The organism is Marivivens donghaensis (genome assembly GCF_011806565.1).
Lineage (GTDB): Bacteria > Pseudomonadota > Alphaproteobacteria > Rhodobacterales > Rhodobacteraceae > Marivivens > Marivivens donghaensis_A.
In genome coordinates, this window is the sequence record NZ_JAATOP010000012.1 from 14989 (window position 1) to 38918 (window position 23930).

At 62.1% G+C, this 23930-nt stretch carries 20 protein-coding genes; 4 read left to right on the plus strand and 16 right to left on the minus strand.

Going from position 1 to position 23930, the window contains the following annotated elements:
- The first annotated feature begins 60 nt into the window (after positions 1 to 60).
- Positions 61 to 669 (plus strand): FMN-binding negative transcriptional regulator, encoded by a 609-nt coding sequence (locus tag HCZ30_RS14515; RefSeq protein ID WP_167639030.1) that lies wholly within the window; start codon positions 61 to 63, stop codon positions 667 to 669.
- Here the strand turns inward: HCZ30_RS14515 and HCZ30_RS14520 are convergent.
- The 5 genes from HCZ30_RS14520 to phnD all read right to left on the minus strand — a co-directional run bounded on the left by HCZ30_RS14520 (position 666) and on the right by phnD (position 5085).
- Entirely contained in the window at positions 666 to 1553 is an 888-nt protein-coding gene (locus HCZ30_RS14520) for an HAD-IIA family hydrolase (RefSeq protein WP_246212860.1), read from the minus strand. The two genes, HCZ30_RS14515 and HCZ30_RS14520, sit on opposite strands and share 4 nt — an antisense overlap.
- Positions 1554 to 1610: 57 nt before the next feature.
- Positions 1611 to 2417, minus strand: a complete 807-nt coding sequence (phnE, locus tag HCZ30_RS14525) for a phosphonate ABC transporter, permease protein PhnE (RefSeq protein ID WP_167639032.1) — start codon at positions 2415 to 2417, stop codon at positions 1611 to 1613.
- Positions 2417 to 3211 carry a phosphonate ABC transporter, permease protein PhnE gene (gene phnE / locus HCZ30_RS14530; protein ID WP_167639033.1) on the minus strand — a complete coding sequence of 265 codons (795 nt, stop codon included), beginning with the start codon at positions 3209 to 3211 and terminating at the stop codon, positions 2417 to 2419. Before phnE (HCZ30_RS14530) ends, phnE (HCZ30_RS14525) begins: the two co-directional genes overlap by 1 nt.
- The gene (gene phnC, locus HCZ30_RS14535; protein WP_167639034.1) at positions 3208 to 3981 is read right to left on the minus strand and encodes a phosphonate ABC transporter ATP-binding protein; all 774 of its coding nucleotides are present in this window, start codon (positions 3979 to 3981) and stop codon (positions 3208 to 3210) included. Before phnC ends, phnE (HCZ30_RS14530) begins: the two co-directional genes overlap by 4 nt.
- Positions 3982 to 4104: 123 nt before the next feature.
- A complete protein-coding gene (gene phnD, locus HCZ30_RS14540) occupies positions 4105 to 5085 on the minus strand; it encodes a phosphate/phosphite/phosphonate ABC transporter substrate-binding protein (RefSeq protein ID WP_167639035.1) in 981 nt (326 codons plus the stop codon).
- 258 nt (positions 5086 to 5343) lie between these two features.
- Between phnD and HCZ30_RS14545 the strand changes: the two genes are divergently transcribed.
- Together HCZ30_RS14545 and HCZ30_RS14550 are read left to right on the plus strand one after the other, a co-directional pair.
- A complete protein-coding gene (locus tag HCZ30_RS14545) occupies positions 5344 to 6063 on the plus strand; it encodes a response regulator (protein WP_167639036.1) in 720 nt (239 codons plus the stop codon).
- A 2-nt stretch (positions 6064 to 6065) separates the two neighbouring features.
- The gene (locus HCZ30_RS14550) at positions 6066 to 8525 is read left to right on the plus strand and encodes an ATP-binding protein (protein WP_167639037.1); all 2460 of its coding nucleotides are present in this window, start codon (positions 6066 to 6068) and stop codon (positions 8523 to 8525) included.
- Between the two features lie 33 nt (positions 8526 to 8558).
- Here the strand turns inward: HCZ30_RS14550 and HCZ30_RS14555 are convergent, their stop codons facing one another.
- The 6 genes from HCZ30_RS14555 to HCZ30_RS14580 form a co-directional block, all read right to left on the minus strand.
- Positions 8559 to 10172 (minus strand): ABC transporter ATP-binding protein, encoded by a 1614-nt coding sequence (locus HCZ30_RS14555; RefSeq protein ID WP_167639038.1) that lies wholly within the window; start codon positions 10170 to 10172, stop codon positions 8559 to 8561.
- A complete protein-coding gene (locus tag HCZ30_RS14560) occupies positions 10165 to 10983 on the minus strand; it encodes an ABC transporter permease (RefSeq protein WP_167639039.1) in 819 nt (272 codons plus the stop codon). Before HCZ30_RS14560 ends, HCZ30_RS14555 begins: the two co-directional genes overlap by 8 nt.
- Positions 10980 to 11939 (minus strand): ABC transporter permease, encoded by a 960-nt coding sequence (locus HCZ30_RS14565; protein WP_167639040.1) that lies wholly within the window; start codon positions 11937 to 11939, stop codon positions 10980 to 10982. The genes HCZ30_RS14560 and HCZ30_RS14565 overlap by 4 nt, the downstream gene beginning before the upstream one ends.
- A gap of 10 nt (positions 11940 to 11949) precedes the next feature.
- Positions 11950 to 13545 (minus strand): ABC transporter substrate-binding protein, encoded by a 1596-nt coding sequence (locus HCZ30_RS14570; RefSeq protein ID WP_167639041.1) that lies wholly within the window; start codon positions 13543 to 13545, stop codon positions 11950 to 11952.
- 81 nt (positions 13546 to 13626) lie between these two features.
- Positions 13627 to 15081, minus strand: a complete 1455-nt coding sequence (locus HCZ30_RS14575; protein ID WP_167639042.1) for a carnitine 3-dehydrogenase — start codon at positions 15079 to 15081, stop codon at positions 13627 to 13629.
- The gene (locus HCZ30_RS14580) at positions 15078 to 15998 is read right to left on the minus strand and encodes a 3-keto-5-aminohexanoate cleavage protein (protein ID WP_167639043.1); all 921 of its coding nucleotides are present in this window, start codon (positions 15996 to 15998) and stop codon (positions 15078 to 15080) included. Before HCZ30_RS14580 ends, HCZ30_RS14575 begins: the two co-directional genes overlap by 4 nt.
- A 159-nt stretch (positions 15999 to 16157) precedes the next feature.
- Here HCZ30_RS14580 and HCZ30_RS14585 point away from each other — a divergent pair, with 159 nt between their 5' ends.
- Positions 16158 to 17105 carry a GlxA family transcriptional regulator gene (locus tag HCZ30_RS14585; protein ID WP_167639044.1) on the plus strand — a complete coding sequence of 316 codons (948 nt, stop codon included), beginning with the start codon at positions 16158 to 16160 and terminating at the stop codon, positions 17103 to 17105.
- Here the strand turns inward: HCZ30_RS14585 and HCZ30_RS14590 are convergent.
- Genes HCZ30_RS14590 through HCZ30_RS14610 form a run of 5 tightly spaced genes read right to left on the minus strand, consistent with a single transcriptional unit; the run spans position 17086 to position 23900 of the window.
- The gene (locus HCZ30_RS14590; protein ID WP_217703060.1) at positions 17086 to 17937 is read right to left on the minus strand and encodes an alpha/beta hydrolase; all 852 of its coding nucleotides are present in this window, start codon (positions 17935 to 17937) and stop codon (positions 17086 to 17088) included. The genes HCZ30_RS14585 and HCZ30_RS14590 overlap by 20 nt on opposite strands.
- Positions 17938 to 17997: 60 nt before the next feature.
- A complete protein-coding gene (locus HCZ30_RS14595) occupies positions 17998 to 19041 on the minus strand; it encodes an ABC transporter ATP-binding protein (protein WP_167639045.1) in 1044 nt (347 codons plus the stop codon).
- A complete protein-coding gene (locus HCZ30_RS14600; RefSeq protein ID WP_167639046.1) occupies positions 19034 to 22198 on the minus strand; it encodes an alpha-mannosidase in 3165 nt (1054 codons plus the stop codon). The genes HCZ30_RS14595 and HCZ30_RS14600 overlap by 8 nt, the downstream gene beginning before the upstream one ends.
- On the minus strand, positions 22195 to 23001 hold the full coding sequence (locus HCZ30_RS14605; protein ID WP_167639047.1) for a carbohydrate ABC transporter permease: 807 nt from the start codon (positions 22999 to 23001) through the stop codon (positions 22195 to 22197). The genes HCZ30_RS14600 and HCZ30_RS14605 overlap by 4 nt, the downstream gene beginning before the upstream one ends.
- Positions 22998 to 23900, minus strand: coding sequence for a carbohydrate ABC transporter permease (locus HCZ30_RS14610; RefSeq protein ID WP_167639048.1), 903 nt, complete (start codon positions 23898 to 23900; stop codon positions 22998 to 23000). Before HCZ30_RS14610 ends, HCZ30_RS14605 begins: the two co-directional genes overlap by 4 nt.
- Between the last annotated feature and the right edge of the window lie 30 nt (positions 23901 to 23930).

Below are 23930 nucleotides of genomic sequence, written 5' to 3' on the forward strand. Positions count from 1 at the left end.
TTGAAACTGCCGCCCGCTTCGATGAATGTCGCGCCATAGCGTCAGACCGGAGCGGGCCGCATGTCCCTCCCCAAACATTTCGAAGAGCCCCGCCACGAGGCGATTGCCGAACTGGTCGAGGCCGCGCCGCTTGCCGCGATTGTCGTGCAGACGGACGAGGGGCTGATCGCGAACCACATTCCGCTGCTCCGCGCGCCTGCGGGTCATTTCATCGGACACGTCGCGCTGGCGAACGTCATGCACAAACTGGTCGGCGATCAGGAGGTTCTGGCGATTTTCAAGCGGAGCGACGCTTACGTTTCGCCGAACTATTACCCCTCCAAGCACGAGCACCACAAACAGGTGCCGACGTGGAATTACGAGGTCGCGCACGTCTACGGCCGGATGGAATTCCAGCACGACACCCAGTCCAAACGCGCCGCCGTCGGTCTGCTCACCCGCCATCACGAGCGCAAGGTGAACGGCGATCAAGCGTGGAAAATGGCCGACGCGCCTGCCGACTATATGGAGCAGATGCTAGAAAATATCGTCGCGTTCCGCTTCGAGCCGACCCGCGTTCTTGCCAAGCGGAAACTGAACCAGAACAAGGACTTGCGCGACCGTGAAGGCGCGGCGGAGGGCCTCCGCGCCGCAGGGCACGACGATATCGCGGGTCGTATGCTCGATTAAGTCGTGCTGACGATCCAGCTGGGGCGGATGCCGCTGGCTTCGATGAACGGGGTCACGTCTTGGCCGCTGAACAGCCCATGGTCGGTGATCAGGATCGAACCGATGCCCGCCGCAGCGCCGCCCAGAACGTCTGTGTGGAGCGTGTCGCCGACCATCGCGATGCGGCTGCGGTCGATGCCGTTCAAGCGGGCGAGGGCGGTGCCGAATGCATTGCCGAAGGGCTTTCCATAGAAATCGGGCGTCACGCCGGTCTCTGCCGCGATGCGATGCGCGAAGGTGCCGGGTTCAATCGACAGGTCATGTTCGCGCGGCGCGACGAGGTCGGGGTTGGCGACGACCAGCGGGCGGGGATGGTCCTTGAGCGCGGCAATCAGGCGCTCGGTGTCGGCCTCTTGCCACCGTTCTGACGACAGCAGAATGAACCCGCCCGCTGTGTCATAAAGTGACGGGTCATCCAGCAACTGCCCCAAGCGGACACCCTCGGGCGCATCGCTGAAATCGTCAGCCTCGGTCGCGGCGGCGGCCCAATTGCCGGCAGGCAGCGCGGCAAAGGCGACGTCGCGGCTGGAGACGACTTCATCAGCAGTGAAATCAAAGCCCAGACGGTGGTATTTCGCCAGCACCTTTTCGCGGGTGTAGCTGGCAGCGTTGGTCAGCACGACGAGCCGCTTGCCTTTGGCCCGCAGTTCCGCAATCCGCTCTACCGCGCCTTCGATCGGCGTCTCGCCGCGGTTCAGAACACCGAAAGCATCGAGGATATAGGCGTCGAAATCATCCACCGTGTCCGACAAATCGCGGCCCGTTTTGGACGCTGCGGGAAAGCTGGCAGAGGGGAAACTGGCGCGGACGTTTTCGTACTGCGCAAAGGCCTGTTCGGTATTCATAAAACTCGGTCTGGTCATGGTTTCGGCGGGAGAGCAGATAGCCCTCCCGCCGATCCGTTAAAGTATCTTTTTGCGAAGGTAAGACGACACGACTTCGCCCAAGATCACAAGGGCCAGAATGGTCAGCAGCACCATCGACACCTCGGGCCAGTTGAACGTGTCGATCGCGCCCTGAAGGATCATCCCGATGCCCCCCGCACCCACAAGGCCGAGCACCGTGGATTCGCGCAGGTTGATGTCCCACCGCAGGATCGCCACGGCAAAGAACGTCGGCATCACTTGCGGCACGATGGCGTAGAGCACGATCTTGAACCGCGAGGCTCCGCAGGCTTCGAGCGCTTCGACGGGCTTGCGGTCGATCTCCTCGATCGCTTCGCCGAGCAGTTTGCCCAAGAAGCCGATGGAGCGGAACATGATCGCGACGATACCCGCAACGATACCGGGGCCGAAAATCGCAACGAACAGCAGCGCCCAGATGATCGTATTCACCGAGCGCGACGACACGAGGATGAAGCGGCCTACCCAGAGGAAGAACTTGTTCGGGGTGGTGTTCTGCGCGGCGATATAGGCGACCGGCAGCGATACGACGACCGCGATCAGGGTGGCGAGCGTGGCGATGTTCACCGTTTGCCAGATCGCTTCGAGGATCGACGGCAGGTTCTGCGGATCGGGCGGCATCATGCGGCCAAAGAGGTCGCCCATCTGCGACGGCGCATCCCAGACCCACGCCCAGATGACGTCGATCGAGCTGAGCGCCCAAGCAACGATCAGCGCGGTGAGGGCGAAGCCTCCGTACCGGATTAGGCGCTGTTTTGGGGTGAAGCGGGACCACTGGTCCAGTTGGCTATGAACTGAGGTATTCATTATGCGATCCGCTTTCTGACAACGCCGCTGACGGCTTCGGAGATGAGGATGACGCCGACGATGACGATGGTGATGGCCAGCGCGAAATCATAGTCGTAGCGGCCAAAGGCATTCGCCAGCGTCGCGCCGATCCCGCCCGCACCGACGATGCCGACCACGGCAGAGGCGCGCAGGTTACTGTCGAGCTGATAGATGCCCAGACCGACGAGGCGCGGCATGATCTGCGGGATGATTGCGTAAACCAGCGTCGGAATGAAGGCAGCACCGGCCGCACGCATCGCCTCGACCTGACCGAAGTCGATCTCCTCGATCCGTTCGGCCAGTAGCTTGGCGACGAAACCGACCGAATAGACGACCAGCGTCAGTGCACCCGCGAAGGGGCCGAAGCCGACGGCTTTGACGAAGATGATTGCGACGATCACGGGGTGGAAACTACGGGCGATGATGATGATCGCGCGGCCGAGGATATAGACCGGCTTCACCGCGATATTGCTCGCCGCCATGAACGCCAGCGGCACGGACAGCGCGATGCCGCCGACGGTGGCGAGGATGGCGATCTTCAGGCTCTCCATGAAGCCGTCGAACAGCAGCCCTGCACGGTCGAAGTTCGGCGGAAACGCACCGCTGAAAATGCGCTGCGCACGGGTCATGCCGTCCGAAACGCGGTCCCAGTCAATAGGCAGCGTGGCGAGGGTGAAGACCACGTAAACCGCCGTCACGATATAGAGGCCGTACCGCAAAACAGGGTTCGCGATGAACGGCGGCTTGCGCCAAGTGTCGGGCTGCGTGCTCATGCGGCGGCTCCGACGGCGGCGCGGTCCTGTGCGGGGACGCCGGCGTAGATTTCGTCCATCTCGGTCTTGGTGAGCTGCGCGGGCTTGTCATCGAAAATGATGCGGCCATAGCGCATCCCGACGATGCGGTCGGAGTATTCCTTGGCCTCGGTCACGTTGTGGATGTTGATGATGACGGGCAGTTTCAGTTCGCTCGCCAGATCGCGCAGCAGCGACATGATTTGTTCGGAAGTCTTGGGGTCGAGCGACGCGGTCGGCTCGTCGGCCAGCAGGATCTCGGGGCGCTGCATCAGCGCACGCACCACGCCGACACGCTGGCGTTCACCGCCCGACAGCTCGTCCGCACGCTTGTCCGCGTAGTGGGCGATGCCGACACGCTCCATCAGTTCGTAAGCGCGGCGGATGTCGTCCTTGGGGTAGCGGCGGGTCAGCGCGGGCCAGGGCGGAATGTAGCCCAGACGGCCCGACTGGACGTTTTCCATCACGGTCAGACGGTCGATAAGGTTAAAGCCCTGAAACACCATGCCGATACGGCGGCGGGCAGCGCGCAATTCGCTGCGTTTCAGGGTCGTGAATTCGGTCCCGTTGAGATTGATCGACCCCGAAGTCGGCTCGACCAGACGGTTGATGCAGCGCAGCAGGGTGCTTTTGCCAGCGCCCGACGATCCGATGACCGAGGTGATCTGGTCGCCCTCTACGGTCAGGTCCAGCCCTTTCAGAACGGGGTCGCCCGATCCGTAACGCTTTGTCAAATTGGTGATTTTTAGCATGAGTGCCTCTGGGACATAGCACGGCCATGCCCCTGCCGAATGTGCGTCCGGCAGAAACGTGGAGAAGCCGTGAAGCTGTCCGGTCGGCGAAATGACCGACCGGACGCCGATGGTGGGAGAAACTTAGTTTCCTGCGAGGCCCTGCGGCGTGTACTCGACGCCGTTGGACGCTTGGATCTGACGGATAACCGCCCACTGATCCTTGTAGGTGATCGGGATGAACTTGCTCACGCCTTCGAATTCGTCGCCAAGCGCGGTGCCTGCGAAATCAAAGGTGAAGAAGGCTTCCTTGATCTTCTCGGCCAGCTCGGGGTCGAGGTTATGCGCGAGGTTGAACGAGGTGGTCGGGAACGGATCGCTCTCCCAGATCATGCGGACGTCCGCCGGATCATAGAGGCCGCGTTCCGCCATGCGGTCGACGACTTCGGACGCAACCGGAGCCGCATCGTAGTCGCCCGCGACAACGCCCAGCATCGACTGGTCGTGCGAGCCCGAATAGATCACTTCGTAGTCCTCGTCCGGCACAACGCCGAGATCGGGGAACAGTGCGCGCGGTGCCTGATTGCCCGAGTTCGAAGTGGGCGAGGTGTGCGCCACGCGGCGACCAGCGAGGTCGGCGACCTCTTCGATGTCGCTGTCCGATTGGGTGAAGACTTGCAGCTTGTAGCCGAACTGGCCGTCCTCTGCGCCCATGATCGCGAAGGGCACCGCACCGGCGAGGTTCACCGCGAACGGGGTCGGACCGGTCGAGAAGCCCGCAACGTGCAGACGGCCCGAACGCATGGCCTCGACCTCGGCAGAGTTCGACTGGACCGCAAAGAACTGTACGTCCTTGCCGGTGGTTTCCGACAGGTGCTCGATGAACGGCTCCCAGATGTCGGCGTAAACGGCCGGATCTTCGACGGGGGTGTAGGCGAATACGAGCGTGTCGGGATCGCTCAGCTGCGCCGGATCGGTCGGCGTGTCGGCCACAAGGTCGCCGTTCGCGTCGCAATAAAGCGTGTCTAATGCACCCTGATTGGCACAATCCTGTGCCGAAGCTGCGAATGCGCTGATGCTGAGTGCGCCCAGTGCCGTCGCGGCACGGGTGATGAATTTGGTCATATAATTTCCTCCCTTGGACGCGGCGACCCGATCTTGTTCCTCGTGGGCCACCTGCGTTGGTAGGGCCACGATAAAAGCGCCCCGATCCCGATGGCGAGGCGTAGTGTGTTAACGAAAACCGCTCCAGACTGCCTTCGGGTTAACAATGTTACAAACAGGTTTGCTCTGCTTAAACTGGCCGGAAATCTGCGCTATCAACTCTGACCGGCCTCCATTCAGGCCGGACATAAGCCAAGCACGTAGCAGGAGGAGAGTTGCATGCAGGCCGGCAAGGGAGAGCCGACAATCGCCATCGTCGACGACGATCCGCACGTCCGTGAAACGCTGTCCGCGCTCATGGTCGAAAGCGGGTTCGGCGTCGTGACATGTGCCGACATTCCGAGCTTTCACGCGCTTGGCGACCCGCCGCCCGTGGACCTTGTGGTGATAGATTTGCGGCTGAGTGGCGAGTCCGGTCTGACGCTCGCGATGCACATCCGCGAACGCTACGAAATCCCGATTGTCATGCTGACGGGCGTTGGCAACGAAATCGACCGTATTATCGGACTGGAAACCAGTGCGGACGATTACCTGATCAAACCTTTCAATCCGCGCGAGCTTGTCGCCCGCATCCGTGCCGTCCTGCGCCGCTACGGACACAGCAGCGCCAAGCCCGCGACGAACGGTCAGACGATTGCCTTCGGCGCGAAGAAACTGGACCTCGAAAGCCGGCGGCTACTGGATGGTGAGAACGAGGAAATCCCGCTGACCAACGCCGAGTATCGTCTGCTCGAGTTCTTTGCCAAGAACCCCGAGCGGGTCATCACGCGGCCCGAACTGCTCGAAGAACTTGGCTCGGATATGGAGCGCTACGTGGACCGCACCATCGACGTTCTGATCCTGCGCCTGCGCCGCAAAATCGAGCCTGTTCCGTCCAAACCCGTGCATCTGCAAACCCGCCGGACCCGCGGCTACGTGTTCCAACTGTCGCCGGGTTGACGATGGATTTCATCCGCAACCTCAGTGTCCGTTTCCGCCTGTCAGCCGCCATCGCGGTGCTGTTCACGCTCATGCTGCTGGTCAGTCTGATCGGGATGCGCGTGCTGAACCGGACCGAATTGTGGATGAACGTGCTCCATCAGGACACGCTGACAGAGGTCTCCGCCGCGCTGACGCTTTCGCAGGAATCCTCCGATCTCGCGACCTCCGCGCCGTTCCTTTTCGCTCTGTTTGCCCCGTTCCAGCTTGAAAAAGAGGCGCAGAGCATCCGCGAGAACCTCCAGCGGATCGAAGAGCAATCGGTCGGTGATCCCGAACTGGAATTCCCAATTGCGCGGCTGCGGCTGGCGATTGATGATCTGACGAACGCGCTGCTACCCCAGACCGAACGCAAGGCCGCACTGGAAGCGATCGACCGCGAGATGGTACGCCTCAACAACCGCGTGCGCAGGCTGGCCAATGACGACACGCTGCCGCTGGAGGATCGCCAGCAATGGGCCGACCTGCAACAGCTCGCGATCAACGCGCTGGGGGCCGCACGTGCCGATGCGCTGATCGAACTGGGCGACTTCAGCCGTCTTTTTACCCAGCGACGCGCACAGATTGGCGACCTGTCGCCCGACCAACAGACAACGCTGGCCGAGCTGGACGACGCCATGCAGCGCGGTGGCGGGCTTTTTGTGCTGAAATACAATGATCTGGCGGCGCATCTTGATGCGGAAAACGCGCTATTCCGCATCCGTCAGGAAACCAGCCGCATCAGCACCTACGCCGAAACCAAGGTCACTTCCGCTCAGGAACGCCTCAGCCAAGCGCGGATGGACACGTCTCGGAACCTCGAACTGGCGAAGAAATCGTTCTTCGCCTTCATCCTCGCCAGTCTTCTGGTCGCCGTGAGCTCCGCCATCTACGTCTCCCGCTATGTCGCGAGGAACATTCAGGAAATCGCTGGCAAGATGCGCGAGCTTGCCGCCGGAAACCTGCGGGCGGACCTGCCGAACAAGGTGAACTCCGACGACGAGATCGGGCAGCTTTATGCGGCGTTCGATGTGTTCCGCGAAAACGCCCGCAATCTGGACCGGCGCACGGGACAGATCAGGCACCAGAACGCGCTCTTTTCCCGTGTTTTCAACAACATCAGGGACGGTGTTGCCGTGGCCTCGGCGAACGGACTGATCGAGGCGGAGAACGCCAATCTGCGCAAACTCCTTCGCCTGCCGCCTGACACCACGAGCGGCCCCAACCAGATGGAAGAACTGATTGCGCGGTCCCGTTTCTCCCGCCAACCCACCGCCCGCGAGGTGGATTTCGAAGAATACGCCGACCCCGACGGCAACATTGTCGAGATGCGGCAATCGCCCCTGCCGAGCGGCGGCACCGTCTGGCTGGTGTCCGAAACGACCGAGCGCAAAAAGGTCGAAGCGCGGCTCGAAGAAATCCGCCGAGTCGAGGCGCTCGGTAAGGTGTCGGGCGAGATCGCACATGACTTCGGCAACATCTTGTCGAGCATTTCCGGCAACCTGCACCTGATGGAAAAAGCCGACGCCGACCGAGCCCGCGCCCTGCGCCAGCGGATCGGGTCTGCGCTGGATCTCGGCGTTTCACTGACCGAACGGCTGCTCGCTTTTGCCCGCAAACAGCACCTCGCGCCACAGGTGACGGACATCGGCGAACTGGTCGAAGGCATGGCCGATCTGCTGGAAATCGCCGTCCCGAGCACGGTGGAGATCGCGATAACCGTCCCCGAGGCACCATCGCTCAGCCTCATCGATCCGGGGCAGCTCGAAAGCGCGATCCTGAACCTTTGTGTCAACGCGGGGCAGGCGATTGACGGGGCGGGGCGGATCGAGATCACCGTTGCGGCGGGCGATGGCACGACCGTGACCATCGCGGATAACGGGCGCGGAATGACGCCGGAAACGCTCCGCCAAGCGACCGAGCCGTTCTATACGGCGCGCGCTGACGGGCAAGGGACGGGCCTCGGGCTGTCGATGGTGGACGGGTTCGTGCACCAGTCGGGCGGCGATATGACGATCACCTCGGACACGAGCGCCGCCGCGCATGGCACCGTCATCACGATGACCTTCCCGCCGGTCGAGGCGGTCGCCGGACCACAGCCCATGACCACCGGCACCGCGCTCGTCATCGACGATGACCCTGCCTATCTGGCGTCCGTCGCGCAGAGCGCCGAGAAGGCGGGCTACACCGTGCGCCGCGCGCAGACTTTTGCCGAAGGGCTCGCGATGCTGGACGCCGAAGATTTTGCGCTCGTTATCAGTGACTTGAACCTCGATAGCGGGAATTCAGGGTGGGATATCCTCAGCGCCGCGCAGGCCCGAAACCCAGAAAGCCGCCTCATCATCATGTCCACCCGCGAAATCCGAGCAGGCGCGAACGGGCTACAGGCCGCGACGTTCAAGAAACCGTTTGCCGATGCCGACCTGCGGCGCGTCTTGATGTGAAAAAGGCCGGAGCGTGAACTCCGGCCTTTCCATTCAAAGCGTCCGCTGGACTTCTTCCATCCAATCGAGCCGCATTTCCGGCACTGATTTCAGCAGCTTGTCGGTGTAATCATCGAACGGCGGCGCGAGCACCTTCGACTTCGGACCGTAGCGCACCAGCTTGCCGAGGTGCATCACGGCGATGCTGTCGGCGATGGCGCGAACGGTGGCGATGTCGTGGGTGATGAACATGTAGGACACATGCTCGCGGTCCTGCAAATCCTTGAGAAGACGGAGGATTCCGTCAGCCACCAGCGGGTCGAGCGCGCTCGTCACCTCGTCACAGATGATCAGCTTGGGTTTGGCCGCAAGAGCACGGGCGATACAGACACGCTGCTTCTGGCCGCCCGAAAGCTCTGCCGGATAGCGGTCGATAAAGCCTGCGCCGAGTTCGATTTCGTCAAGCAATTCGACCACGCGGTTGCGCAGTTCCTTGCCCTTCATACCGAAATAGAACTGGAGCGGACGGCCGATGATCGTGCCAACGGTCTGACGCGGGTTCATCGCGACGTCCGCCATCTGGTAGATCATCTGCAATTCGCGCAGATCGTTGCGGCTGCGTCCCTTGAGGTCCCGCGACAGCTCGCGGTCTTCGAAGGTCACGCGGCCCTTGATCTGCGGCAGAAGCCCCGTGATCACGCGCGCCAGCGTGGATTTGCCCGAACCGGACTCCCCCACAACAGCCAGTGTGGTGCCGGGCTGGATCGCGATGTTGATGTCCGAAAGCACCTCGCGGTCCATGCCGGTGTAGCGGGCATGAAGGTTCGAGACTTCGAGCACCGGCTTGTCATCGCTGACCTTTTCGGTGTGATCCTTGGCCGTCACCGACACCAGCGCGGCGGTGTATTCCTCGCGCGGGGCGGTGATGATCTGCTCCGTGGTGCCGTATTCCACCGTCTTGCCGTGGCGCAGAACCATGATGTCGTCGGCGATCTGGGCCACGACGGCGAGGTCGTGCGTGATATAAAGCGCCGCAACGCCCTGATCACTGATCGCCGCCTTGATCGCGGCCAGAACGCCAAGCTGCGTGGTCACGTCGAGCGCGGTTGTCGGCTCGTCGAAGATCACCAGATCGGGCTGCGGACACAGCGCCATCGCGGTCATCGCGCGCTGAAGCTGACCACCCGACACTTGGTGCGGGTAGCGGTTGCCGAAGGTTTCGGGCTCGGGCAGGCCGAGCTTGCGGAACAGATCGACGGCACGCGCCTCGGCTTCGGCTTTGCTGGCCTTACCGTGGTAGAGCGTGGCCTCGATGACCTGCTCCATCAGCCGTTTGGCAGGGTTGAAGGCCGCAGCGGCGGATTGCGCCACATAGGTCACTTCGGCCCCGCGCAGCTTGCGCAGAACGCCGGACTTCGCGTTGCGGATGTCGCGACCGCTGAGGATGATCTCCCCCTCGGTCAGTTCGATCCCGCCGCGTCCGTAGCTCATGGCAGAAAGGCCGATGGTGGACTTGCCCGCACCGGATTCCCCGATGAGGCCAAGCACCTTGCCCTTTTCCAGCGCGAGCGACACCCCGTCCACGATGGTGATCCGCTTGGGCGGCTCGCCTGGCGGATAGCTGGTCGCCTCGATCTTGAGGTTGTTGATTTCCAGCAGGTTACCCATTGCGGCCTCCTTTCAGCGACGAGGTACGGTCGAGCACCCAGTCGGCGACGAGGTTAACGCTGATCGCCAGAGCGGCAATCGCGATGGCAGGCAGCAGGGCCGCCGGAATGCCGTAGACGATCCCGTCCTTGTTTTCCTTCACGATCCCGCCCCAGTCGGCTGCGGGAGGCTGAACGCCAAGGCCGAGGAACGACAGCGTGGACACGAACAGCACCATGAAGATGAAGCGCATCCCTGCCTCCGCAACGAGCGGCGACAAGGCGTTGGGAAGGATTTCGCGGAAGATGATCCATGTGCGGCCTTCGCCGCGCAGACGGGCCGCCTCGACGTAGTCCATGACTTCGATATCGCTGGCAACCGCACGCGACAGGCGGAACACACGGGTGGAGTCCAGAAGACCCATCACGAGGATCAGCACAGGTAGCGTCACCGGCATGACCGACAGCACGACGAGCGCGAAGATCAGCGTCGGGATCGCCATGATCAGATCGACGAAACGCGACAGAAGCTGGTCGATCCAGCCACCGATCACGGCAGCGAACAGACCCAGCACCGAGCCGGTGACGAAGCTGACGACAGTGGCTGCAATAGCGACGAAGATCGTCGTCTGGCCACCCCAGATCAGGCGCGACAGCAGGTCACGACCGATGTTGTCGGTGCCCAAAAGGTGCTCTGCCGACGCGGGCTCCCACACATCGCCGACGATTTCGCTGACGCTATAGGGGGCGACCCACTGCGCGAAGATCGCGCATAGAAGGAACAGCGTGGTGATAAAAAGCCCGATAAGGGCGGGGAATGGTACACGCCTCATTTCGGATGCCTCAGTCTCGGGTTTGCGAGGATCGAAACGATATCCGCAAACATATTCAGAAGGATGTAGACCGCCGCAAAAATCAGGCCGCACGCCTGCACGACAGGCACGTCACGCTTGGCTACGTGGTCCACAAGGTACTGGCCCATGCCGGGGTAGACGAAAACCACCTCGACGACGACCACACCGACAACGAGGTAGGCGAGGTTGAGCATGACCACGTTGACGATCGGCGCGATGGAGTTCGGGAATGCGTGGCGCCAGATCACCTGAAGCCGCGGGATGCCCTTGAGCTCTGCGGTCTCAATATAGGCCGATTGCATCACGTTCAGAAGCGCCGCTCGGGTCATGCGCATCATGTGTGCGAGGACCACGAAGACGAGCACTGCAACGGGGAGCGTGATAGCGTGGAGCTTGTCCCAAAAGCCCATGCTGCTGTTGAGCATCGCCACCGACGGCGCCCAGCCGAGCTTTACCGCGACGAAGTACATCAGGATGTAGCTCATCATGAATTCGGGGATCGAAATGGCCGAGAGCGTAACGGCAGAGATCAGCTTGTCGGGCCAGCGGCCACGGTAGAGAACCGAAATCAGGCCGAGCGTGATCGCGAGCGGAACGGAGATGACGGCAGCCCAAGCGGCAAGGAATAGTGTGTTGCCGAGGCGCTCACCGATCGAGGTCGCGATATCGCGCCCGTTCGTCAGCGAGGTGCCGAGGTCGCCCTGAAGGACACCGCCGAGCCACGAGAAATAGCGCTGGTAGGCAGGGACGTTGAGGCCAAGCTCTTCGCGCAGGTTCGCGAGCGATTCAGGCGTCGCCGTCTGACCGAGGATCGACTGTGCGACGTCCCCCGGAAGGATTTGCGTGCCGACAAAGATCAATATCGACACGAGGAAAATGAGGAGAAGGCCCAGCGAAATTCGCTGGACCAACAATTTAACCACAAGTGAGTTCATGCGGCCGGCCTCAGGCCAGCCAGCACTTGTGCGGTGCGAGACCGTTCATGACTTCCCAAACGCCGGACTTTTCCCAGCCCTGGACTTCGTCACGGACGCCTTCGACAAAGTCGTTGAACATCGGCAGGATCAGGCCGCCTTCGTCGCGCAGGATCTCGGCCATTTCCGAGTACTGTGCCTTGCGCGTGTCGACGTCGAGTTCGCCCTTCGCCTTCACGAGCAGCGCGTCGAACTCTTCGTTGTTGAAGCGGGTGTCGTTCCAGTCAGCGGACGAGAGATACGCGGTTGCGTACATCTGGTCCTGAACCGGACGGCCGCTCCAGTAGGATGCGCAGAACGGCTTCACGTTCCAGACTTCCGACCAGTAACCGTCAGCAGGCTCGCGCACGATTTCGAGCGGGATGCCACATGCCTTGGCGCTTTCCTGGAACAGCTGGGCTGCGTCGACGGCACCAGGGAAGGCGACTTCCGACACGCGCAGTTCGATCGGCGAGCCGTCGTGGCCCGACTTCTCGTAGTACTCGCGTGCTTTTTCCTGATCGTAGGTACGCTGCGGAATGCTGTCGTCGAACAGCGGATAGGCCGCGTTGATCGGGAAATCGTTGCCGATGCTGCCGTAACCCTGAAGGATCTTTTCGACCATCTCTTCGCGGTTGATCGCATACTTCAGCGCCATACGCAGGTCGGCGTTGTCGAACGGTGCGGTGTCGCAGTGCATGATGAACACGTAGTGACCACGGCCCGAGTCGGTTTTGATCGACAGACCCGGCGCACGGCCGAGCAGACCTGCAACCTTCGGCGCAACCTGGTTGATGATGTGCACCTGACCCGACTGGAGCGCCGCGTTACGGGCGGTCGGATCGTTGATGACAGCGATTTCGACGCGGTCGAAGTTACCGCGGGTCTGGTCCCAGCAATCTTCGAACTTCTCGAACGCATAACGCACGCCCGGCTCTGCTTCGACGACCTTGTAGGCTGCGGTACCGATACCGGCGGCGGGGTTGTCGCGGCCGCCGTTCGGCTGGATCACGAGGTGGTAGTCCGACATCAGGTAGGGAAGGTCGGCGTTGGCTTCGGACAGTTCGACGATGAAGTCGTTGCCGTCGACCGACATGTTCGCGATGCCCTGCATGATGCCCAGAGCGCCCGACTTCGAGTCTTCGTCCGAGTGGCGCAGCATGGTTTCCAGAACGTCGTTCGGGGTCAGCTCGCTACCGTCGTGGAACTTGACGCCGGTACGGATCTTGAAGGTCCAGGTCTTGGCGTCTTCGCTCGACGAGATGTCTTCGGCCAGACGCATGTCCAGCGTGCCGTCGGCGTTCACGTCGACGAGGGTTTCGCCGAAGGTACGGGTGACGTGGAACGCGACCTGCGCCAGCGCCAGTGCCGGATCGAGCGATTCAGTGCTCTCGCCGCCGCCGAGACCCAGCTTGAGCGTGCCGCCCTTGACTGCTTCCTGCGCAAGAGCAGAGCTGAACGGCATGTTCACAGCTGCAAATGCGCCAAAGCCGAGCACACTGGCCCGGCTCAGAAGTTCACGACGCGTCAGACCCTTTTTCGGGGCGAAACGCTGGTAGGTGCGCGGTTCGTGATTATGTTTTGTCATTCTAGATCCCTGTTTTTATTTCGTTATTCGGCCACCCGTTAATCGGGTTTCGGGGCCGCCCCCGGATGGGAGGGAACGGCCTCAGGTGACAGCGCCCTCCGGTGAAGGTGCCGCCGCCTGGCGCTGACCTACATGCCTGCCGTGGCCATCGGCGTCTTTGCCGGCATGTTCTTCAGCGTATGCAGCAACCGCCTTTGCCACGGCCTCTTCGGGCAGGCAGGTCCGGCGGGTATTCAAATCGGTGTGCAGGAGAAGCGTCTCGACGGTCGCAGCGAGAGACTCGCCGTTCCACAGACGGTGGAAGAGGTGCAGTTTCTTGCCCTCGCCGCCCATCACCTGGGTGGTGACAGTCAGTTTGTCACCTGCATGTACTTCGTCGAGATATCGGATGTGGGTTTCCACAGTGAAATAGCTTTTGCCCGATGCGATGTAACTCTCATCTGCCCCAACTATGGCCATAAAGCGATCCGTGGCAAGCGAAGACGCCTCGAGGTAGTGGGTTTCGTTCATGTGACCGTTGTAATCGGTCCAGCTTGCGGGAACCTGACGGCGTGCGGTGACGGGCAGGCCGTCCTTGGTCTCGTTGGTCAGCAGATTGGCATCGTGCGCGTTGACTACGCCGCCAGCGCCCGAGCCGCTGCGCTTGAGCGCACGTATCATGCCGACCACGTTGTCGTCGCGCAGACGTTCCAACTCGCGGATCGACATATGGCCCGACTGGTCATCCGACTGACCCGCGATGAGGTCCACGAGTTCGTCGGTGAACTCCGGCACGTCCATCAGCTTGGTCCACGGCCATTCCAGCGCGGGGCCGAACTGCGCCATGAAGTGCTTCATGCCAGCCTCGCCGCCCGCGATGCGGTAGGTCTCGAACAGACCCATCTGCGCCCAGCGGATGCCGAAGGCCATGCGGATCGCTTCGTCAATTTCCTCGGTCGTCGCGACGCCGTCTTTGACGAGCCACAGGCTCTCGCGCCACACGGCTTCGAGCAGGCGGTCAGCGATGTGCGCGTCGATTTCCTTGCGGAGGGTGAGCGGGAACATCCCGATGCCGCGCAGGATTTCCGCTGCCTTTTCAGTGCGTTCCGCTTCGCCGACCAGTTCGATCAGCGGCAGCAGATAGACAGGGTTGAACGGGTGGGCGACGATAGCGCGCGCGCCTTCCGCGTTCAGTTCGGACGGTTTGAATCCCGACGTGGACGAGCCGATGACAGCCGTCTCAGGCGCCAGATCGGACAGAGCGCCCAGAACCTTGTGCTTGAGGTCGAGCCGCTCGGGCACGCTTTCCTGCACCCAATCGACGTTCGCAACCGCTTGGCCCATGTCGGAGAAGAACTGCAGTTCCCCTTCGTCGGGCATCGCGTTGTCATAGAGCGCGGGCAGGGCGCGGCGGGCGTTCGAAAGCACCTCGCCGATCTTGCGTTCCGCTTCGGGATCGGGGTCGAATACGTTGACGTTCCAGCCGTTCAGCAGGAAACGCGCAGCCCAACCGCCGCCGATAACACCGCCACCGATGATTGCTGCGCTGCGGGTCATGCTTTCACCTGCGGAGAACGCTTGGTCAGACCGAGTTTCTCGCGGACTTCGGCGGGGCCGATCACGCGCGCACCGAGGTTCTCCGTGATGGTCACGGCGCGCTCAACAAGCTGCGCGTTGGTCGCCAGTTGGCCCTTGCCGAGCCACAGGTTGTCCTCAAGGCCGACACGCACGTTGCCGCCAGCCAGAACCGACGCAGCCACATACGGCATCTGTTCACGGCCAAGGCTGAACGCCGACCAGTTCCAGTCTGCGGGCACGTTGTTCACCATCGCCATAAACGTGTTCAGATCGTTCGGCGCGCCCCACGGAACGCCCATGCACAGCTGCACCAACGCCTGCGGCTCCAGTGTGCCTTCTTCGACCAGTTGCTTGGCAAACCAGAGGTGGCCGGTGTCGAAGGCTTCGATCTCGGGCTTCACGCCCAGTTTCGTCATCATCCCGCCCATAGCGCGCAGCATACCGGGGGTGTTGGTCATCACGTAGTCGGCTTCGGCAAAGTTCATCGTGCCGCAGTCGAGCGTACAAATCTCGGGCAGGCATTCGGCGACGTGCGCCATACGCTCGGTCGCGCCGACCATATCGGTGGCAGCTTCGTTGAGCGGGAACGGCGCTTCGGTCGAACCGAACACGATATCGCCGCCCATGCCTGCGGTCAGGTTCAGCACCACGTCGACCTCAGCGTCACGGATGCGGTCGGTGACTTCGCGATAGAGCGCGAGGTCGCGCGACGGCTTTCCGGTCTCGGGGTCGCGAACGTGGCAATGAACGATTGCAGCACCTGCCTTCGCCGCGTCGATCGCGCTTTCCGCGATCTGTGCCGGGCTACGCGGGACGTGCGGCGAGCGATCCTGTGTCGCTCCAGAGCCGGTCACCGCGCAGGTGATGAATACTTCTTTGTTCATGGCCAATGGCATCAAAAACTCCTGTGCCGTCTTGCGTCGTGCCTTATGGCGGTGCCGTCAATGTACAAGAGAATGTGCATCACGACCGCCATGACAGGGGATGCTAAGGGCAGACAAACGGCGCGCAATGTCATATCTTGCCATTAATTTGTCAAATACGGCCTATTTTCGATGCCCCACGTCCGGTTTCTGCTTTTCGACGGGTTCTCCAACATGGTGCTGTCGTGCCTGCTGGAACCGCTGCGCGCCGTGCGCGATCAGGGCAACGACGCCCTCAGCTGGGAAATTGCAACGCCCCACGGCCAGCCCGCCAAAAGCTCCAGCGGTTTAAGTATCGCGCCGGATGCGGACGCGGGAACAGGGCGCTTCGATCTGCTGGTCGTCATCAGCGGCTACAGCTACCGCGAGCACTCAAAGCCCGAAAATCTGGCGCTCGTCAGCCGCCTCGCTCGCCAGTCCGATCTGGTCATCGGCGCGGACACGGCCAGCTGGATACTCGCTTCCGCCGATCTCTTGGACGACGAGGTGGGCACGATCCACTGGGCCGTGATCGCCGACTTTACCGAGGAATTCCCACAGGTGAACGTCAGCTACGACCGCTTCGTGCGCAGCGGCAAATTCTGGACCTGCGGCGGGGCCTCCACCGCGCTGGAGATGATGCTGGCCTACATCGCCGAAACCTTCGGCCCCGCGAGCGCCTTCCTTGCGTCGACCATGTTCCTCCATGACGCCGAACGTCAGCAGATGGCGGGGCGGGGGCCGAACCGTTTGCAGGGCAGGGGGTCGTCGCGGCTGCGGCAGGTGATGAACCTGATGGTCGAGACGATCGAAACCCCGCTGAAGCTCGAAGACATCGCGGATCGTGCGGGCCTTACGGTGCGGACGTTGAACCGGATGTTCCAGTCCGAACTCTCGCTCTCCCCCGGTCAGTATTACCAGATGGTGCGTCTGTCACACGCGCGGGAACTGGCGTCGAATTCGGAATACGACCTGCGAGAGATCGCATTGCGCTGCGGGTATGCGGATGCCTCGGCGCTCAGCAAAGCGTTCCGCAAAGCGTTTGGTCATCCCGTCCGCAAATCCCACGGCAACAGGCCGACTAGCCGCCAAACGCACTGATTGCGTCGATGATCTGGGTAAAGCTGCCGCTTGCGTGATCGTTCACATTCCGCGCCCGCAGCCACCCGTGAACGAGGCCCATCTGCACCGTCACCTGCGCCCCCGTCCGCGTGGCAAACGCCTCGGCATCCGAACACAGAGGGTCACATTCGCAGGGAAACAGATGCGTCGGCGGCAAATCATCGAGCCGCCCTTTTGCAGGCACCAATCGCGGGTCTTCGGGGTCGCCGCCACGGACGCTGCCGTAGAACTCCAGATCGGCGGTCGTCAGCATCGGCGCATGGGCGTGGGTGTCGAAGCTGCCGCCGCTGCGCTGCATTCCGAGCATCGGATAGATCAGCACCTGCCCGAGGATCGGCAGATCGGGCCGCGTCCCCGTCAGCGTCGCGCAGAGCGTTCCGCCCGCGCTATCACCTACGAGCACCACAGGACCGAGCGCCTCGGCAACGGCCGTGATGTCCTCATAGGCCGCGGGATGCAGATGTTCGGGCGAGAGGCGGTAGTCGATGGCCACCAGCCGCATCCTCGTGCGATGCGCGATCTCCGCACAGGTGTCATCGTGGCTCTCCAGTCCGCCAAGGACGAACCCGCCGCCATGCGCGAACAGGATCGTCTTATCACCGGTCCCGTAGATGCGCACGGGAACGCCAGCGATCTGCGTATCCTCGACAGCCAACCCTTCGGGCCGCCCCGCATGGAAATGCGCGCACATGCGGTTATAGACAGCGCGCTGCCCCTCCACATCATCGACAGGCACGCCCGGCGGGTAAAAGCTGTCCGTCTCCGCGATGAACGCGAGGATTTCGGGGGAGAGGTAACTGGCGTAATCCAAAGCGGCACCTTCGTTATTCGGCCCGAAGCCACCACGAAAGCGCCGCTGAGGCAAGAGACGTCAATGCCGCGTCGGCACGCTGAGCGCGAGGCCCCCCGCGTCGAACGCGTGGATATGCTGCGGATCGGCGCGCAGATGGATGCGGTCGCCCATCGCGCCGACGCCAGTGGCGGAGCTTTTGAACGTCACCGACGGCAGCGCATCACCGTCCAGCGTGATGTGATAGAGCGCGTATTCCCCGAACTCCTCCACCACGTCGATGGTCCCTTCGATCCCGCCGCCAGTGACCTGTTGCAGATGCTCGGGACGGACGCCGACGGTTTCGGTGCCGTCCGGTAGCGCAGTATCCGGCAAAGCCCGCGCGGCCTGTTCCGGCGTCAGGAAATTCATCTGCTGTCCACCGATGAACCCAGCGACAAAAGCGTTCGCGGGATTGCGGTATAGCTCTAGCGGTGTGCCGATCTGCGCGACCTCGCCGCCGTTCAGCACCACGATCCGGTCGGCGAGGGTCATCGCCTCCACCTGATCGTGGGTCACATAGATCATCGTCGTCCCCAGCCGCGCATGAAGCCGCGCGATTTCTACCCGCGTCTGCCCGCGCAAGGCGGCGTCGAGGTTGGAGAGCGGCTCGTCGAACAGGAACACCTCCGGTTCGCGCACGATAGCCCGCCCGATGGCGACGCGCTGACGTTGACCCCCGGACAGTTCGCGCGGAGAGCGGTCGAGGTAGGGCTCCAACTGAAGAATGCCCGCCGCGATATCGACGCGTTCTTGAATCTTGGCCTTCGGGGTCTTGGACAGCTCCAACCCGAAGGACATGTTTTCGCGCACTGACATATGCGGGTAGAGCGCGTAGCTCTGGAATACCATCGCGATACCGCGCTGCGGGGCGGGAGTGTTGTTCATCACCTTCCCGCCGATTTCGACCGTCCCGCCAGAGACGTTCTCCAGCCCCGCAATCATCCGCAATAGGGTCGATTTCCCGCAGCCCGACGGGCCGACAAAGACGATGAACTCCCCGTTGCGGATATCGAGGTCGATGCCCTTGATGACCTTGAGCGCGCCGAAGGTTTTCTCGACGCTGTGGAGTGCCAGATCAGCCATTGTCGACCTCCACCACAATCGTCTTGATCTCGAACGGGCGGAAGTCGAGCGTGACGGCGTTATCGGTGATCTCCAGCGGTGCCGAGCGTTCTTCTTCCATCAGGTTTGCTGTGCGCACGGACTTGATCGGCAGGCCGAATGTCACCTGTGTGTTCGCACGGCGATTGGCGTGTTCGAACAGGCGCAGCACGAGGCCGGAGCCGTCTTCGGCCTGCTTGACGGCCTCGACTGTCACGTTGACAGCTGTCACCTCGGCGAGGCTGAAGGCATCCTCCGCCATGTCCGTCAGATCGCCCATCACTTTGATCGGATTGTTGAACCGCTCCGCCGCATGGTGGACGGTTTCCAGATCGGACAGTCCGTCGTGGATCATCAGGGCGTAGCGCACCGAATGCAGCCCTTCGTCCGCGTCGGGCGCGGGGAAGGCGGGACTGCGCACGAGCGTCAGGCGGACCGTCTGTTCGTGGGCGTCGTAGGCGTATTTGCAATCGTTCAGCAGCGCCGCGCCGAAGTCGGGTTCGGACATGTCGACCCAGCGGTGCATCGACGCCTCAAAACGCGCTTTGTCCCAGCTTGTGTTGCGGTGCGTGGCGCGGGTGACGTGGCCAAACTGGATTTCCGAGCGGACTTCGGACACGTTCAGGTCGAACGGGAACTGCGCCTTCAGCACGGTGTGTTTGTCGTGCCAGTCCATGTGGGTGTCGAACTCCACCATCGCGGCGCCGTCCTGCAAGGAGATCACCTGCGTGACGGTCGATTTGCTGTAGTGGCGTACGACCTTGATCGCGGCGCGGTGGGGGCCTTCTTCAATGACCTCGACGCTGGTGGTGTCGAGGGGCCAGAACTGCTCCTCGAAATACCAGTCGATGTCCCACGCGTCCCACTCCATTGGCTTGTCCTCGTACGCGACGAGCGCGTTGGCGACCTCGCCAGCCTTGATCAGCTCGCGGGAGCGGGCCTTGTCGAAGGCCGAGGTGATCTGCCCTCGATCGTCGAACCGGATGGAAACGCGGTCGTTCTCAAGGTGCGTTTTGGAGACCGAAAGGCCCGAGGTTTTCGCGGGCGCATCGGCCTTCGCGATACCGGTCCAGCCCTGCGAGCCAAGGCCGTGGACAGGGGCAACCAGTTCGCTCGTACCGTCGGCACGGTGGATGGTCTGGACGGGCTCAGTGGTGCCGCCGGTACTGATGCCAGCGGTGCCTTCGGGCAGGCTGACCAGATCTCCGTCGCGGGTCTGGCCGGTGAGGTTATAGACCCGCGCGCCACTGGTGCGCAGCGTGTTTTCCGCCTGCGCGAGAGGGCCTTGGGTACTGTCGAGTTCACTGAACAAAGCGGCGTATTCCGCGTCGGTGTCCTCGTACACCTCGGGGATCGAGGTGCCGGGGAGGATGTCGTGGAACTGGTTAATGAGCACGACCTTCCACAGACGGTCGAGGTCCTCGCTCGGATAGCTCGCGCCCTTTGTCGCAGCGGCCAGCGAGGCGAAATATTCCAGCTCGCGCATGGCGCGTTCGGCGTTGCGGTTGTTGCGCTTCGTGCGGGCGATCGTGGTGAGCGTGCCGCGGTGGTATTGCAGGTACAGCTCGCCATTCCAGCGGGGGAATTTCGGCGCGTTCTCGGTCATCGCGCCGCCCATGCGGTCCAGAAAATCGCGCAGGCCTTCGAGCTTCACATGCGGCGCGCCGGGGATGCCTTTTTCCATGCGGGTGCCGCGCTCGACCATCTCGCGGGTCGGACCGCCGCCGCCGTCGCCCCAGCCGTAGCAAATGGCCAGTTCGGGGTGGACTGCCTTTGGTTCATAGCGTTTCCAGCCGCCCATGACCTGACTGGCCGACAGGTCGGAGTTGTAGGTGGTGAAGATCTCGTCGCTCTCGAAATCCTGCGCAACGAGCAGGTGCGCTTTGGTGTCCGTCCCGTCGATGCCGCGCCAGAAGAACGTGTCGAACGGGTGCTTGTCGGTGTCATTCCACGACAGTTTGGACGTGATGAAATAATCGAGGCCGGATTTCTGGATGATCTGCGGCATGTTCGCGGAATAGCCGAAGGTATCGGGCAGCCAGACGCAGGTCGGCGTGACGCCGAATTCGGTCTGGTGGAAGTGGCGACCGACCATGATCTGACGGATCATGCTTTCGCCCGAAACGATGTTCGCGTCGGGCTCCACCCACATCGCGCCGTCGATTTCGAGCTGCCCGCTTTTGACGGCTTCCTTGATGCCTTTCCACAGCACGGGATAGTCGCGCTTGATGAAATCGTAGAGCACCGCCTGATTGTACATAAATTTGTACTGCGGATATTCTTTCATCATATTCAAAGCGGTAGCAAAGCTGCGACCGCCTTTCTCGCGGGTATGCTTCACCCGCCAGAGCCACGCGATATCGACGTGGGTATGACCGAAGGCAACGACCGACGGCTTGGCGCTCGTGTCCTCCATGTCATAGATTTCCTGCGCGATGGCCTTCGCCTCGGCGATGGAGCCTTGAAGCCCCTCCGTCAGCCCTTTGCCGCGGCGATCCAGTGCCCGCAGCGCACGGTCCACGATGTTGAAAATCGCGTGGCGGCGGTTGTCGGTCTGGTGCAGGCGCGAGGCGACATCGAAGGGCGTGCGGAGGTCGTAGAACAGCTTTTCGACCTCTTCGTTGCGCACCAGATAATCGACGCGGAAACCCGCCAGCGGACGGTCAAAGAAGGTAAACGCATCGACGTGCAGCACGACCTTGGTCCCCGGCACGGCATCCCGCATGATGACGAGTTCGTTGTGATTGCCGTCGATCGCCTGCGTGATCTCGCCGTCGAGATAGGCGAGGCACTGCGGATCGGTCGAGCCGGGCCGTTCCTGCCATTGCGAGGTGAAGCGCAGCAGGAACACTTTGCCCGCCGCATCCTCGGGCACGGTAATCTCTGCCGCGAACCACGTGTTGCCCTGCTTTTTCGACCAGACGGTGCGCTGATCGAAGGCGGGCCAGTTGCGCCAATCGGCGGTCAGTGCAAACGACGTTTCCAGATCGGCTTCGTGGAAGTGCCACGCGATCTCGCCGCTCACGGGCTGGAGGATCTTGTCCTTCAGATCGTCCAGAAGGCGCTGGAGCTTGCCCTCTTGTTTGACGTCATCCGTGGTCAGGGCGAGCTTTTGTTTCAGGGGGGTGCTGTATGTCATCCTTTGACTCCGACCCCTGCAAATCCGGTGTTCATATTCCGGCGCAGGAGAAAATAGACGGCCACGGCGGGCGTTGCGTAAATGATTGAGAAAGCTGCGAGAAATCCGTACTGGATCGACCCGTTGCGCCCGAAAGCCGAATAGAGGCCCATCGACATCGGAAAGGCGTCCTCGGTCCGCGAAAAGAGCAGCGGAAACAGAAATTCGTTCCATGCGGATGTGAAGGTAAAGAACCAGACGACGGCGAGGCCCGCCTTGGACATGGGCAGAACCACGCGCCGCAAAATGGTGGCGAGCGACGCGCCTTCGACGTGCGCCGCTTCTTCGAGCTCGACGGGAACCGTGTCGAAAAAGTTCTTCAGAAGCAGCATCGCGAAGGGCAGGTTGAGCACCGTCAGCGCGACGATAATACCGACGTTATTCAGCAAACCGACGCTCTGCGCGGCGAAGTAAATCGGGACGAGAATACCCGTCGGCGGCAACATCCGCAGCAGCACGAGCGACCACAGGAATGCGTTGCGACCAGGGATTTTGAGGCGCGAAAGGGCGTAGGCCGACCCCGACGCCACGACGAGCGTCAGCGTGGCCGTGCCGCCCGCAATGAACAGCGAATTCCACAGTTGCAGCAGGGACTCGCCCGTCAGCGCTTGGGCAAAATTGTTCAGACCCAGTTCCTTGGGAAACCGCAACTGGCCAGTGGCGATGGGGTCGACGGCGGTGGACAGAAGCCACGCGAACGGGCTGACCCAGATCACCGCCATAAAGGCCAGTGCGATGTTGAGAGTGCGGGATTTATTCATCATTCCGGCTCCTTCAGCAGTCGCAGGTAGAACAGGGACATCACGCCGACGATCACCAGCATCGCGACCGAAATCGCACTGCCGTAGCCCAGTTTGCCGATGCCAAAGCTCTGTTTATAAAGGAAGATCGACAGGACTTCGGTCTTGCTACCCGGACCGCCGCCAGTGAGCGCGTAGATCAGCGGGAAGTAGGTGAACGTCCAGATCGTGATGAACAGCAGGTTCGTGCCGATGTGCGGCTTGATGATCGGCAGGATCACGCGGCGGGTGCGTTGCCATGCGTTCGCGCCATCCACTTTGGCCGCCTCGACGACCTCTTTGCTGACGTTATCGAGCGCCGCGGAATAGAGCAGATAGGACCACGCCGTGCCCTTCCAGATATTCGCGAGGATCACGACCGGCAGCGCGTAGTCGTTGAGGAAGTTGACCGGCTCCATCCCCAGCGGAATGACGATGAGCTGGTTGACGAGGCCGGTTTTGCTGGTGGTCGCGGACCACAGGAAGGCGGCGACGATATCGGGAAGCAGCCAGCCGAGCATCAGGGAAACCTCGAGCACCGACCGCACGCCGCCGTACATATTCCGCAGGACAGCGGCGAGCGTGAAGCCGAGGATGCTCTGCCCGATGATGGCCGAGAAGAATGTGAAATTCAGCGTGGTCCAAAGGCTTTCGAGAAAGCCGCGCCGCGTGAACAGGCGTTCGTAGTTATCCAGCCCGACAAACGACCACTCGGTCGCCTTGCGGCCATAGAGTTCGAGGTTGGTAAAGCTGAACATCAGCGCCCAGCCCGTGAAATACAGCAGCACGCCGACAAAGATCAGCGCAGGGATCGCCGCGACGATCAGGACGGGGACGGAGCCCGACAGCCACGGGCTGACCCATGATTTACCGCTCTTCTGCATGACAGGAATTCCGATCGCTCGTGGATAGTG